Source organism: Mesorhizobium sp. (genome assembly GCF_024509055.1).
GTDB lineage: Bacteria > Pseudomonadota > Alphaproteobacteria > Rhizobiales > Rhizobiaceae > Mesorhizobium.
Map to the genome: position 1 here is coordinate 1 of NZ_JANINM010000467.1, position 13,279 is coordinate 13,279.

Here is a 13,279-nt window from a genome sequence, read left to right on the forward strand (position 1 = left end):
TTTATCCTCGATGCATCTTTTGGCCGCATTCCGGATACAAGAGCGCTTTCGAATGCTCTCCATGCCATTCCAGGCGTTGTCGAGCACGGTCTTTTCATCGGGCTGGCGTCAACGGCCATCATCGCCGGCGGCGACGGCATCCAAACCGTCCATGCCGCCCGAAAACCAGGGAGTTCTATCGACCATGATGTTGCATAAACGGGTTCGCCGCCTTTCGACCATTCTGGCGGCCTCGGCCGTCCTCGCGCTGTCCTCGCCGGCGTTTTCGCAGGACGTCACCGAATCGCATCTCAAGGCAGCGCGCGCCGCTGTGGCGGCAATCCATGCGACCGACCCGTTCGACACCATCCTGCCGCAGGCGGCGGCGGCGCTCGAGCAGCAACTGATCCAGAAGAACCCGGACATGCAGGAGCTGATCGGCAAGACCATCACCGAAAAGGCCATGGCGCTGGCGTCGCGGCGCGCCGACCTCGAGAAGGAGGCGGCTGTCGCCTACGCCAAGGTATTTTCGGAAAAAGACCTCAACGACATCGCGACCTTCTATAATTCCGATGCCGGCAAGAAGCTGCTGGATAACGGCCCGGCCGTGACGCGCGACCTCGTGAAGGCCGCCGACATTTGGCAGAACGGCATTGCTCGCGATCTCGCCCAGCAGGTCGGCGAAACGCTCGCCGCCGCGGCCAAGGCCGCCGCGCCGGCCACTCCGGCTCCGGCGCCCGATGCCACTGCCCCCGCCGACAACGCGGCGCCCGCCGATAACGCGGCCCCGGCTGACAATTCGGCGCCTGCGGACGATTCGCAGAACTGATCCGTTTCACCCGGCTCACAGCTGCTGGACCAGAAAAGCCCGGGTTTCCCGGGCTTTTCTTTTGCTGCTTTGCAGCCTACCTCTGGCACTAACATCGTCTCACCGCAGGAGCCCAACCGATGGCCGGTTACGACTACGATCTCTTCGTCATCGGCGGTGGCTCAGGCGGGGTGAGGGCGGCCCGCGTGGCAGCGGCCCTCGGCAAGCGCGTCGCTATCGCGGAGGAATATCGCTTCGGCGGCACCTGCGTCATTCGAGGCTGCGTGCCCAAGAAGCTCTACGTCTATGCGTCGCAGTTCCCTGAGCATTTCGCCGACGCTGCCGGCTATGGCTGGACGGTTCCGGAAGCCAGTTTCGACTGGCCGACGCTGGTTGCCAACAAGGACAAGGAGATCGCCCGGCTCGAGGCGATCTACAAGAGGAACGTCGAGGGCGCTGGCGGCCAGACGTTCCATTCACGCGCAATGCTTGTCGATCGCCACCAGGTGTATCTGATCGCGGAGGACCGCACCGTCAGCGCGGACCAGATTCTCATCGCCACCGGCGGCAGGCCAGCGCCGCATCCGGCGCTGGCCGGTCATGAGCATTGCATCTTCTCCAACGAGGTGTTCGACCTCAAGCAACTGCCGAAGGCGATCATGATCGAAGGCGGTGGCTATATCGCGGTCGAATTCGCCAACATCTTCCATGGACTGGGCGTCGAGACCACGCTGGTCTATCGCGGCCAGGAGATACTGTCGCGCTTCGACATGGATCTGCGCCGCTTGCTGCATGAAACCATGGAGAAGAAGGGGATCAGGATACTTTGCCCCGCGGTGTCGCAACGGGTGAGCAAGAACGCGAGCGGACGCCTGGAAGTTTCGCTATCGAGCGGCCAGATGCTGACGGTCGACCAGGTCATGCTGGCCATCGGGCGCATCCCGAACACCGAGAACATGGGGCTCGAAGGCGTCGGCGTGGAACTCGGCAAGACAGGCGCGGTCGTCGTAGACGAATACTCGCGCACCAACATCGACAACATCTGGGCGATCGGCGACGTCACCCACCGCGTGCAGTTGACGCCGGTCGCGATCCACGAGGCGATGTGCTTTATCGAGACGGCCTTCAAGGGCAATCCGACCAGCCCCGACCACGACACCATTCCGACGGCGGTGTTTTCCCAGCCGGAGATCGGCACCGTCGGCCTTTCGGAGGACGAGGCGGTCAGGCGTTTTCAAGACATCGAGGTCTATCGCGCTACCTTCAGGCCGATGCGGCACACGCTGTCCGGGCGCGACGAGAAGATGCTGATGAAGTTGGTGGTCGACGGCGCATCGCGAAAGGTGCTTGGCGCCCATGTTCTGGGACCCGATGCCGGCGAGATGGCGCAGCTTCTCGGCATTCCGCTGAAGGCGGGGCTGACGAAGGACGATTTCGACCGCACCATGGCAGTCCATCCGACCGCGGCGGAGGAGCTCGTCACCATGTACAAGCCGACCTATCGCGTGAAGAACGGCGAGCGCGTCTGAGCCTGTGTGCGGAGGCCGCCGGCTCTGCCGGCGGCGGCGAAGGTTTAAAGCAGCGTGCCGCGCAGGATGACCAAAGCGACCGAGAAGTAGATCACCAGGCCTGTGACGTCGACGAGCGTGGCGACGAAAGGCGCCGAGGCGCTGGCCGGGTCGAAGCCGACGCGTTTCAGCGCAAAGGGCAGCATCGACCCCGACAGCGAGCCAAAGGTGACGATGCCAACCAGGGCCCCGCCGACGGTCGCGGCGATCAGCACCCAATGCGGGCCGTAGTCGTAGAAACCGAAATACTGCCAGAGCGCGATGCGGCAGATGCCAACGACGCCGAGGATCGCCCCAAGCACAAGGCCGGTAGGCAACTCGCGCAGCGCAACGCGCCACCAGTCGCGAAGGCCGATCTCGCGCAACGCCATGGCGCGGATGACAAGCGAGGTAGCCTGCGAGCCGGAATTGCCGCCGGAGCTCATGATCAGCGGAATGAACAGGGTGAGCACGATCGCCTTCTCCAGCTCGCTCTCGTAGCTCTGCATGGCGTTGGCGGTGAGCATCTCGCTGAGGAACAGCGCGCAAAGCCAGCCCGCGCGCTTCTGGATCATGGCGAGGAACCCCATCTTCATATAGGGCTCGTCAAGGGCCTCCATGCCGCCGAAACGGTGCACATCTTCCGTCGTCTCCTCGACTATCGAGTCGATGATGTCGTCGACTGTGACGATGCCGAGGACCTTGCCGTGGTCGACGACCGGCAATGCAAGCAGGTCGTATTTTGAGATTGTCTGTGCAAGGGTTTCCCGGTCTGTCAACGGCGTCACCGTCACCGGTGTGCGATCTGGCGCGACCGACAGGATCGGATCGTCCGGCTCGCCGGTGATCAGGCGGCGCAGACCAGTCGCGCGCAGCAGGAGGTTCGTCTCCGGATCGGTGATATAGATGGCGTAGACCGTCTCGCGGGTCCGCTCGACCTTGCGGATGTAGTCAAGCGTGCGGCCGACGGTCCAGTCCGAGGGCACGCTGACGAACTCGGTGGTCATGATCGAAGCGGCGCTGCCTTCGGGGTAGCCCAGAATGGAGAGCAGTGTCGCGCGCAGCGACGGTGTCAGCGCGCCTAGCAGTTCGGAGCGGGCCGGTTCGTCGAGCTCGCGCAGGATGTCGGCCGCGCGGTCGACCGACATGGCGGTGAGCAACTTGCTCGCCTTGGCGCGGGGCAGGGCCTGCGCCAGTTCAGGCGCGCCTTCCAACTCCGGTTGGTCGAAGATTTCGACCAACCGTTCGAACGGGACCTCGCAAAGCAGCTCTGTGGCCGTCTCCCGCGGTTCATGGTTGAGCGCCTCGACGACATCGGCGACGTGGTCGTTGGCGAGGACACGTGCAATGGCGACGGCTTCGTCGTCCGCTACGGGGGCAAATTCGTTCATGGCTCACTCCTTGCCGTCCGGCGGACGTGAGCCGATCAGGCCACGTCAGGCGGACGGCGATTGCATTCGACTGCGACTGTCGCCAGGCATGGCGCGTTGACCTTTCTTCCCGCGGGGCTAGCGCATGACCCCCGAAAACGATTTTCGGTTTTCGGAAGGAACCATGCACGAATTCTAAGGTTCCACAGCCCCTCTGTGCATCCAAAATTGCACACGGCGCCGCAGGTTGGAATACCGCGAGCCGGCGCAACATAGGAAGGCGTTTTGCCGTGTCAATCGTCAAGCGAGCGGAAAACGCACAAAGGGGAGGTTGGATCGCGAGACTGTGATGGGTAACGGTCCCAGCCGGGCCGCGGCAGTCGGGCAAAGCCTTGGTATGACTGCTATTTCTGCTTCAGCCTGCGGGAGAAGCGCAGCCATTTGTCTTCAGCCGGCCGCGGTTGTGCGAGGATCGTCGTGAGCTCGCGCGGCAGGCTGGGAACCAGCGGCTTCTTGGTGGCGACGCCGTCGGCGATCGAGACCAGGCTATGATAGAATTCCTCGCCTGAGAGCGAGCGCGGCGGCACCGCCTCGTGCATCACGCTGATCACAGTGACATCGGGGCAATTGTCCTTGATCGCCTGGTGGAAGGCGACCTTGCCGTCGGGGTCGAGCGCACCGGTCGCTTCGTCAAGGAAAAGCAGACCCGGCTGCTGCAGGACTATGCGGGCAACCACCAGCTTCTGCTTCTGGCCACCGGATAGGATCTGGTCCCAGATCTTGCCCTCGCGGCTTTCATCGGCCAGATGGCCGATGAAGTCGCCGAGCCCGGCCTTATACAACGCTGCAGCCACTTGCGTGTCGCTGTGATCGTCCTCCGGGCCAGGCAGGCAGACCAACTGCTTCAGCGAGACTTGCGGCAGCTTGACCTCCTGGGCAGCGTAGAAGCTCGTCACGCCTTCCGGAAAGACGATGGTGCCGCGGCCATAGGGCCATAGGCCGTTGATCGCCTTGATCAGCGAGGTCTTGCCGGTGCCGGACTCGCCCTTGAGGAAGGTCCACTCGCCGCGGCGGAAGCGCAGGTTCGCGGCGCTGAGGAACGGCGTAGCGTCCTCGCCCTGATGCGCCAGTTCGAGCTTCTGGATCGTCAGGCCGAACACTGGGTTCTGGCTGCCGTAGGCGAAGTCCGAGCGACCGGTCTGTCGGTAGAACTCCTGCGGCTGCTGGACGTTCTCGATGGCGTTGGCGAGCTCTGTCACACGCTGGCTGTTGGCTCGCAGCGAAGCGATAGCCGGCATGACATGGATAAACCACGAACATTGGCTGATCAGCTGGGCGACCATTTCGGAGCCGGTGATGTAGCCCTTGTAGTCCAGGCGGTTATGGATGAACGACACCAAGCCCGGAGCGTAGGCAACAATACGGGCGCCGACAAAATTATAGATCAGTTCGAACGATGTGTAGCTGGTGTTGACGACATTGAGCCGGCCCCATGTCTTGTCGATATCGACGTAGAGCCTGTCGTGCATCGACTTCTGCACGCCTTCACCGTGCGAGGCGGCGACGTGGAAGCTGCGCCGCAGGAATGTGATCAGCTCGCTGCGGTAGCTGCCCTCCGACTGCTGCATGCGGACGTTGAGCCGCTCAAGTAGGCGCCCAAGCCTCACCGCGATCCATGTGTTCAACGGCACGTAAGTGGCGACGGCCAGGAAAGCCAGCACGGCAGTGCCGTAGCTGCCCAGGAATTCCAGGCCTTTAACTTCGACAGACGACCCGATCAGGTTTTCGCCGATGAAATAGAGCGAAGTCGCCACACCCAGTACGCCCATGGCAAGACCGATGGCACCGCCGGTCATGTCCTTGATCGATTCCTGGACACGCTGGTCGATGTTATCGGGGGCGACGATGCCGCCGGCCACCGAACCGTGCTGTGCGTGGAAATGCGTATGATTGCCGTCAAGCAGGGCCTGGTTGAACTGGTTGTTCAACCAGCCTCGCCATTTGCGGTGCAAGGTCGTTGAAACGAGATTGCGCACGCCGGTGAAGCCGGCATCCTTCAAGACAACCAGCAGCACCAATATGCCGGCATTGGTCAGGATCGTCTGCAACGGGTGGGGGTTGGCCGCGTCGTGGAGGAAGGCGATCGAATTGCCCAGTTCACCCGATGCAACGGCAAACCAGACACCAGCCTTGCTGGAGAGCGCGGTGAGCAGCGCAATGACAAGGGTGAGCGTCCAGGCTTCCTTCCAGCGCTCGGAGAACCAGTAGGCCCGCATCAGCCCCCAGAAAGTACGCATCGACGATACCGGCGTCAGGGGCGAGGATTTTGCGGCCTCGCTGGATGTTGGCTCCGGTACTGTACGTCGCGGTCTACCGACCCGAATCACGATCCCGCCCAAACCTTTCTTGGTTTTGTTACACAGAGTAACACCAATTGATCATTTTCCATTAATTTTCTCCCGGAGAATGTGAACCTGGTTACCCCGCGTTGCAGCATGGCAACAGCAAGTGCCGCGCCACAGGTGATTCATGTGGCAATATTGCTTTTGATTTCAGTAGGTTGGAGCGGACCCGAAGATCGCGACGCTGTTTCCCTAGGGGAAACCGAAAACACGGTTTTGTGAACCGGATTTCATGCCGGGTCGACCGGAATTGTTAGCGCCAGGCGCTTCGAATTGCGGAAAAAGTATGGCCCGGGAACTCGCGAAAGCTCTCCTGGCCCATCGTTTGAGGGCGCCAAAATGGCTTAGGATTCGAAACCGGCCGCGCCGGGCGCCGTCAGCTCAGGCAAGGTGAAACAGGCTTGCTCAGCCTGCTGTTTCCAGTTCGCCGCGGGCCTTCGCCCCGGCGACCTGGCGGATCGCATCGGCGAGCGTATCGGCATCCTGCGCGCCCATCACCGCATATTTGCCTTCGAGCAGGAAACAGGGCACTCCGGTGATGCCCATGCGCGATGCCGTCGCGATCTCGTTGCGCACGTCATCGACATCGGCATCGGTCGGCAGCAGCGTCTCAACCACCGATGCGTCCATGCCGACCTCGCGGGCGGCTTCGACGAGCACGGCGTGATCGCCCAGATTGGCGCCTTCCTCGAAATTCAGCTGGAAGAGGCGGCGCACCAGCCGGTTCTGAACGTCCTCGCCGGCGGCGCCCGCCCAGCGGATGACGCGATGCGCATCGAGCGTGTTGGGCGCGACCTTAATGGCGTCGAAAGCAAAGGAGATGCCTTCAGCCTCGCCGAGCGGTTCGATGCGAGCGTGGATCTGCCTGATGCGCTCTTCGCTACCGAACTTGCCCAGCATGTATTCGCGCCGATCCATGCCTTTGGGTGGAATGGTCGGGTCGAGCTGGAACGGCCGCCAGCGAACATGCACGTCGACATCGCCGCTAGCGGCGATCGCCTTGTCGAGCCGTTTCTGGCCGATGAAACACCAGGGGCAGACGACATCGGACACCACGTCGACGGTGATGGAGGTCTCGGCGCTCATGCTCGTCTCCTTCGTTGCCTCAGTTGGGCTTTCGCCACCAGGCCGGCAGCTGATAGCCGAATATGGGGGTCTTTTGCGGATGTTCCAGATAGGCCCAGTAGGCGAGCCATTGTTGCGAATTGTATTGCATTGGAACCATGTAGTTGCCTGCGATGAGCAGCCGGTCCAGTACGCGGACAGCGGCGACATAGTCTTCCTTGGCACGCGCGTTGAGCATAGCGTCGATCGCCGCGTCGACCGCCGGATCGGCGACGCCGGCCAGGTTGAAGGAACCTTCCTGCCTGGCCGCAATCGAGCCCCAGCGTCCAACCTGCTCGCTGCCGGGCGACAGCGAGTTGTTGAAGCCGCTCGATCCGACAAGCACCTCGAAGTCGAACCGCTGCTTGCGCGACTGGATCTGGTCGCCGTCGAGGCTCCGGATCGTCACCTCGATGCCGATCTTTTCCAGCGTGCGCTGGTAGAGCGCCGCCAGGCGCTCTTCATCCTGCGAAGCCGTCAGTATCTCGAAACCGAAGGGGGTTCCCTGCGGGTCGAGCATCCTGCCACCCTGAATGTGGTAGCCGGCGGCGATCAGAAGCTCGAAAGCCGCTTTCAGCACCTTGCGGTCCTGGCCCGAGCCGTCGGTGACCGGCGGGCGCCAGGTGCCGTCCATGACATCTGCGGGCACGCGGCCGGGGTAGGGCGCAAGCAGCGCCTTCTCGCGGTCGTCGGCGGGGTGGCCGAGGGCGGAAAGCTCCGAATTCTGCCAGTAGCTCATGGTGCGATTGTACTTGCCCGCGAACAGGTTCTTGTTCGCCCACTCGAAGTCGTAGAGCATGCCGAGCGCGCGCCGCACGACCGGATTTGAGAATTTCGGCGACCTGGTGTTGAACAGGAATCCAGTCACGACCGGTGGAATGCCGGTATCGAAGTTTTCCGCCTTCACTTCGCCCTTGCGGAAAGCCGGAAAGTCGATGTCGCGCTCTCGCTTGACCGGGTCGGTCTCGTCGTCGATGGCGCAGATGCCTTTCTTGAACGCTTCCGTCTTGGCGTTGGCGTTGAGGAAGTACTCGATCGTGACCTGGTCGAAATTGTCGAAGCCGCGCTTCGAGGGGATGTCCTTGCCCCAATAGTCCGGATTGCGCTTGAAGACGATGCGCTGGCCGGGTTCGACCCTGTCGACGGTGTAGGGACCGCTTCCGATCAGCGGCTTCAAAGTTGTCTTGTCGAACGTGTCCTTGTCGAAGGCGTGCTTCGGGACGATCGGCGTCAGCGCGATGATCAACGGAAACTCGCGATTGGCCTTGTCGTTGAAGGTGAATTTCACGCTGTGCTCGCCGGTCTTCTCCAGCTTGGCGATCATGCCCATGCGATCGCTGTAGGGCGGACGGCCCTTGGCGGCGAAGACGTCATAGGTGAACAGCACGTCCTCCGGCGTCACCGGCTGCCCGTCCGACCATTTTGCGTTCGGGTTGAGATGGAATTCGATGCTCTTGCGTTCCGGGTCCATGTCGGCGCTGTCGGCGAGCAGGCCGTAGAGGCTGAAGGGCTCGTCGTAGTTGCGCTGCATCAGCGGCTCGAAGACCAGATTGCCATAGATGGTGTCGATCATGCCGCGCGCGGTCGTACGCAGGCTCTTCAGGATGAAGGGGTTGAGGTTGTCGAAAGAGCCGACGACGCAATAGGTGACGCTGCCGCCCTTGGGCGCGTCGGGATTGACGTAGTCGAAATGGGTGTAGTCCGGCGGCAGCGCCGGCTCGCCCTGCATGGCGATGCCGTGCTTCGGTTCCGACAGGGCCGGAAGGAGCGAAAGGGCCAGAAACGAGGTCGCGGCGATCAGCCGGACGAGAACGCGGTCCATGACCGTCTCCTTGCCGGGCGGCTTTGTGATTCGGCATGCACCCTAGAGCATTTCGCCGCTCGATTGAATCGGGCGCACCATGGGTGCTGATGTGCGGCAGCCTCGTGCAGCACGAAAAATCGGGATGCCGGATCGACCCTCAAGAATCGCCGAACCCGGGCTGGATTCGGCGCCGCTGGCGGTGTAACACGCCCTCCGAAGTCATGCTGTTGCCTCATTTCGGCAACAGGTAGCTGGACCACACGGCACCACGATGCCGGTTCCCGGGATCATTTGAGAGGAAAGTGCACCATATGACGAGCAACGCGTACCGCCTTTCGGTGCTGGCCGCAGGCGTGGTCGGCGTTCTGGGCGCCGGGCTTTTCACCGCCTCGGCGCAGCAACAGCCACCGCAGGGCTGGTTCAAGGCCTGCACCAAGCAGGAAGATGTCGATATCTGCAACGTGCAGAACATCGTCACCGCAGGCAACGGCCAGCTTGTCACCGGCATCAGCCTTATCGAGCTGAAGGGCAAGGTGAACCGCAAGGTTTTCCAGGTGACGGTCCCGACCGGCCGCCTCGTTCCTCCGGGCATCGGCCTGCAGATCGATACGGGCAAGGCGCAGAAGCTCGACTATGTCATCTGCTTCCCGGATCGTTGCGTGGCCGAAGTGCCGCTGACCGATCAGCTCGTCGGCTCGTTCAGGAAAGGCAAGTCGCTGACGCTAACGTCGGTCAACTTCCAGAACCAGCCGAACCCGATCAAGGTCGCGCTGCAGGGCTTCGGCGAAGCTTATGACGGCCCGCCTATGCAGCAGTCCGACATCGAGGACCGCCAGAAGAAGCTGCAGGACTTCGTTGCCAAGAACAACCAGGACTTCGCAAAGAAGCTCAAGGACGAGCAGGACAAGGCGAAGACCTCGAACTGATCGTCCGAGGGATTCCATTCAAAAAAAGCGGGGCATTTGCCCCGCTTTTTTATTGCCCGGCTCGGCCGCCCTGGTCGCCGTGCGCCGACTGGGGCGTCAGTGCCTGGATTGGCGCTTCGGTTCGTAGCGGCCATCGGGAAGCTTGTCGAACATCTCGCCGATCTGCGGATGGTGGATCGGCTCGCCGGACCGGTCCTCGAGCAGGTTCTGCTCGGACACGTAGGCGATGTACTCGGTCTCGGAATTCTCTGCGAGGAGATGGTAGAAGGGCTGATCCTTGCGCGGACGCATCTCCGCTGGAATGGCCTCGTACCACTCCTCGGTGTTGGCGAATTGCGGATCGACATCGAAGATCACGCCACGGAACGGGAACAGCCGGTGGCGAACCACTTGTCCGATCGCGAACTTAGCCGTCTTCATCGCGCACTCACTACTCGGCGCCATTTGCGTCGCACGTCCTAAGCACTTGAAATTACACCCTCGCAGCCAAAAATCGACCCCGACTTTCGGGCTGTGGCCTATTTGGCTCAGATGACGCCTCAATTCAATGCCGCGACATGAGCCGCGGACCATCGGATACATCCAAAGTCCAAGGACTGCCGCGCTCTATCGTCCGGCCTGCTTCTTCAGGTCCCCGGCCAGCGCTCCGAAGCCGCTGCCCGGCCGCAAGCCCTCACGCATGAAGAAGGCGCGCAGCGGGGCGAAGCTGCCCAGGATATTGAGGCCGGCGCTGCGCGCGAGCTGGGCCGGCAGCATGTCGGAAAGCAGCGACATGTTGAGCAGGTTCACCGCGCTGCTGCGCGCCAGTATGTCCGGCCGGCGCCTGGTATCATAGGCGGCCAGGCACTTCCTCGACCCAGGGTCGTCACGATTTTCGGATGCGATCCCGATCAGGTCGTCTATGTCCCGGATGCCGAGGTTGAGGCCTTGGGCGCCGATTGGCGGGAACACATGGGCCGCTTCGCCGACAAGCGCCACGCGGTTCTGGGCGAACCGCCCGGGCGAGGCGGCCGACAATGGGTAGACCTGGCGGCCAGGCTCGACCGAGACCCGCCCAAGCATCGACTGCATCTGTTCCTCGACCCGCGCGGACAGCGTCGCGTCGTCCAGTGCGGCAAGTTCCTCTGCCGTTTCCGGCTTCACAACCCAGACAAGGCTGGAGCGTTTGCCCGGCAGCGGAACTTGTGTGAATGGCCCGGTTTCGGTGTGGAACTCCGTCGAGACGAAGCCATGCTCGCTGCGATGCGCGAAATTGAGGACCAGCGCCGACTGGGGGTACGGCCGGGCGGACGCTCTGATGCCTGCAGCCTCGCGTGCCGGCGACAGCCGCCCGTCCGCGGCTACCGCCATCGCGGCGGAAACGTCGCTGCCGTCCGCCAGGGCAGCATGGGCCTGATCGGCGTCGAGCCGCCATGACCCGACCATCGATCTACGCCATTCAATGCCCGCATGGGCGGAAACGGCGCTGGCGAGCACCGGGATCAGCACCTTGTTGGGCAGATTGAGCCCGAACTGCTCTTCGCCGATCTCGCTGGCGCGGAAGGTGACGGTCGGGCTGCGGATCAGGCGGCGAGTCGCATCGACGATGCGCATGACCTTGAGCGGAGCGGCCTCGGGCCTGAGCTCGTCGAGCACGCGCATCCGGTCGAGAATCTTCAGCGCAGGGTTCATGAGCGCGGTGGTGCGGCCATCGCTGCTGGTGACCTCCGGGCCGGCCAGGGTTACGGCAAAGCCCGCCTCGGCAAAGCCGAGTGCGGCGATCAGGCCGGCCGGGCCGCTGCCGGCTACCAGTATCCGGGCTGTCTCGCGGTGCTCCACGCCAGGCTCCCACGCTGAAAGGCGGCCCGTCGGGCCTCGGGATGGGTATAGGTCAGATCAGCCGGCTTGATCAACGCGGCGATTCGGCCCATTCGAGATGCCATGACCGGCCAGCAGCATGATTTCAGCCATCTCGACCGCGCCGGCCGCGCCACGGCAAGCCTTGCGCGCAACCCGCGCCTGGCGGTGACGCTCTCTGTCGGCGTGAGCGTGCTCCTTGCCTGGCTCGTCCTCGCCGCCATGGCGATCCGCGGCGCAGAGAGCCGCCTTGCTGGTGGTGCTCCCGGCGATGCGTTGCTGAGAAACCTGCCTCGGTTGCCGTTGCCTGACTTCCTCGACCGCCTCTTCAACCTTTGCCTCGCGCCCGCGCCGCTCGCGGGCTCGATGGGCATGCAGGCGCTGGCACTGATCCTGATGTGGTTCCTGATGGCGGTGGCGGCGATGCTGCCTTCGGCGGCGCCGATGATACGCACCTATTGCGAGATCGCGGATACCGCCAGGATCAAGGGAGAGCCGGTCGTCCATCCACTTGTTCTGGTTGCCGGATATCTCTCCACCTGGCTTGTTGCGTCGGCCCTGTTTGCCGCGCTGACGCTCGCGATCTACCCCTTTGCCGCTCAGGGACAAATGCTCGATCCCGTCGTGGGATTGGCCGGTGCAGCCGCTCTCCTTGTTGCCGGCCTCTATCAGTTTTCCGGGTTGAAACAGGCCTGTCTGAAAAAGTGCCGGAACCCGTTTTCGGTTCTGTTTGCCAACTGGAGCACCCGGCCCCAGCGCATCTTCCGGCTGGGGATGGAACAGGGCATATGGTGCCTCGGGTGCTGCTGGGCGCTTATGCTGGTGATGTTTGCCGTGGGCGCAATGAACATCTTCTGGATGGCGCTGATCGGCCTGTTCACCCTGATCGAAAAACAGACGCAAGGCAGGATGGCAAGCAGGCTGGCCGGTGCGATACTGCTTGTGTGGGCAGCCGCGCTGCTATTAGGTTCGGCCTGAGGGAGAATACGATGACGGATCAAAGCTGGGCGATGAAGGGAGAGCTGGTACTCTCCTGCAATTGCACGGTTTTTTGCCCCTGCGTGCTCTCGCTCGGCAGCCATCCGCCGACCGAAGGCTATTGCCAGACCTGGGCCGGTTTCCGTATCGACGCCGGCCATTTCGGCGAGGTCGATCTCTCCGGCCTCAATCTCGGCCTGATCATGGAAATCCCGGGCTATATGAGCCGCGGCAACTGGACGGCGGGCCTGTTCATCGACCAGCGCGCCTCGATCTACGCGGTAAAGGCGCTTACCAAGATTTTTACCGGCAAGGCGGGCGGCACCACCTCCTTGCTTTCGATCCTCGTTGGAAAGTTTCTCGGCGTCGAGCAGGTGCCGATCACCTATGAGACACGGGACAGGACGCGGGTTTTCCAGATACCGAAGATCATCGACGGCGCGGTGACGCCAATTCCCGGCAAGGATCGCGAGAAGGATACGGTGATCACCAATTCCGAATACTGGATCGCGCCGGAAATCATCG

The 13,279-nt window shown here is 62.7% G+C and carries 12 protein-coding genes; 6 read left to right on the top strand and 6 right to left on the bottom strand.

The window, feature by feature from the left end; translation table 11 throughout:
- The 3 genes from Q0L57_RS27000 to gor form a co-directional block, all read left to right on the top strand.
- A partial coding sequence (locus Q0L57_RS27000) for a ribose-5-phosphate isomerase A (RefSeq protein ID WP_296746137.1) occupies positions 1 to 198 on the top strand: 198 nt, incomplete at its 5' end.
- On the top strand, positions 185 to 808 hold the full coding sequence (locus Q0L57_RS27005) for a DUF2059 domain-containing protein (protein WP_296746138.1): 624 nt from the start codon (positions 185 to 187) through the stop codon (positions 806 to 808). The genes Q0L57_RS27000 and Q0L57_RS27005, both read left to right, overlap by 14 nt.
- Before the next feature lie 119 nt (positions 809 to 927).
- A complete protein-coding gene (gor, locus tag Q0L57_RS27010; protein ID WP_296746139.1) occupies positions 928 to 2,316 on the top strand; it encodes a glutathione-disulfide reductase in 1,389 nt (462 codons plus the stop codon).
- Positions 2,317 to 2,360: 44 nt separating this feature from the next.
- Here the strand turns inward: gor and mgtE are convergent, their stop codons facing one another.
- The 4 genes from mgtE to Q0L57_RS27030 form a co-directional block, all read right to left on the bottom strand.
- Positions 2,361 to 3,725: a magnesium transporter gene (gene mgtE, locus Q0L57_RS27015; protein ID WP_296746140.1), complete on the bottom strand. Its 1,365-nt coding sequence runs from the start codon at positions 3,723 to 3,725 to the stop codon at positions 2,361 to 2,363.
- A 383-nt stretch (positions 3,726 to 4,108) separates the two neighbouring features.
- Positions 4,109 to 6,001 (bottom strand): ABC transporter ATP-binding protein/permease, encoded by a 1,893-nt coding sequence (locus Q0L57_RS27020; RefSeq protein WP_296746141.1) that lies wholly within the window; start codon positions 5,999 to 6,001, stop codon positions 4,109 to 4,111.
- A gap of 510 nt (positions 6,002 to 6,511) precedes the next feature.
- The gene (locus tag Q0L57_RS27025) at positions 6,512 to 7,192 is read right to left on the bottom strand and encodes a DsbA family oxidoreductase (protein ID WP_296746142.1); all 681 of its coding nucleotides are present in this window, start codon (positions 7,190 to 7,192) and stop codon (positions 6,512 to 6,514) included.
- A gap of 19 nt (positions 7,193 to 7,211) precedes the next feature.
- The gene (locus Q0L57_RS27030; RefSeq protein WP_296746143.1) at positions 7,212 to 9,032 is read right to left on the bottom strand and encodes an extracellular solute-binding protein; all 1,821 of its coding nucleotides are present in this window, start codon (positions 9,030 to 9,032) and stop codon (positions 7,212 to 7,214) included.
- 284 nt (positions 9,033 to 9,316) lie between these two features.
- Here Q0L57_RS27030 and Q0L57_RS27035 point away from each other — a divergent pair, with 284 nt between their 5' ends.
- The gene (locus Q0L57_RS27035; protein ID WP_296746144.1) at positions 9,317 to 9,940 is read left to right on the top strand and encodes an invasion associated locus B family protein; all 624 of its coding nucleotides are present in this window, start codon (positions 9,317 to 9,319) and stop codon (positions 9,938 to 9,940) included.
- A 96-nt stretch (positions 9,941 to 10,036) separates the two neighbouring features.
- Here Q0L57_RS27035 and hspQ read toward each other — a convergent pair whose 3' ends face one another.
- Together hspQ and Q0L57_RS27045 are read right to left on the bottom strand one after the other, a co-directional pair.
- Positions 10,037 to 10,360 carry a heat shock protein HspQ gene (gene hspQ, locus Q0L57_RS27040; protein WP_296746145.1) on the bottom strand — a complete coding sequence of 108 codons (324 nt, stop codon included), beginning with the start codon at positions 10,358 to 10,360 and terminating at the stop codon, positions 10,037 to 10,039.
- Between the two features lie 186 nt (positions 10,361 to 10,546).
- Complete coding sequence (locus Q0L57_RS27045; RefSeq protein ID WP_296746146.1) at positions 10,547 to 11,758, bottom strand: UbiH/UbiF family hydroxylase; 1,212 nt, start codon at positions 11,756 to 11,758, stop codon at positions 10,547 to 10,549.
- A gap of 462 nt (positions 11,759 to 12,220) precedes the next feature.
- Here Q0L57_RS27045 and Q0L57_RS27050 point away from each other — a divergent pair, with 462 nt between their 5' ends.
- Both Q0L57_RS27050 and Q0L57_RS27055 read left to right on the top strand, forming a co-directional pair.
- Complete coding sequence (locus tag Q0L57_RS27050) at positions 12,221 to 12,754, top strand: DUF2182 domain-containing protein (RefSeq protein ID WP_296746148.1); 534 nt, start codon at positions 12,221 to 12,223, stop codon at positions 12,752 to 12,754.
- Between the two features lie 11 nt (positions 12,755 to 12,765).
- A partial coding sequence (locus Q0L57_RS27055) for a DUF1326 domain-containing protein (RefSeq protein WP_296746147.1) occupies positions 12,766 to 13,279 on the top strand: 514 nt, incomplete at its 3' end.

What these genes read in the sequence shown, in the direction of transcription:
- Q0L57_RS27005 (WP_296746138.1), top strand. Translation starts at nt 185, where the DNA reads ATGATGTTGCATAAACGGGTTCGCCGCCTTTCGACCATTCTGGCGGCC.
- gor (WP_296746139.1), top strand. Translation starts at nt 928, where the DNA reads ATGGCCGGTTACGACTACGATCTCTTCGTCATCGGCGGTGGCTCAGGC.
- mgtE (WP_296746140.1), bottom strand. Translation starts at nt 3,725, where the DNA reads ATGAACGAATTTGCCCCCGTAGCGGACGACGAAGCCGTCGCCATTGCA.
- Q0L57_RS27020 (WP_296746141.1), bottom strand. Translation starts at nt 6,001, where the DNA reads ATGCGTACTTTCTGGGGGCTGATGCGGGCCTACTGGTTCTCCGAGCGC.
- Q0L57_RS27025 (WP_296746142.1), bottom strand. Translation starts at nt 7,192, where the DNA reads ATGAGCGCCGAGACCTCCATCACCGTCGACGTGGTGTCCGATGTCGTC.
- Q0L57_RS27030 (WP_296746143.1), bottom strand. Translation starts at nt 9,032, where the DNA reads ATGGACCGCGTTCTCGTCCGGCTGATCGCCGCGACCTCGTTTCTGGCC.
- hspQ (WP_296746145.1), bottom strand. Translation starts at nt 10,360, where the DNA reads ATGAAGACGGCTAAGTTCGCGATCGGACAAGTGGTTCGCCACCGGCTG.
- Q0L57_RS27050 (WP_296746148.1), top strand. Translation starts at nt 12,221, where the DNA reads ATGATACGCACCTATTGCGAGATCGCGGATACCGCCAGGATCAAGGGA.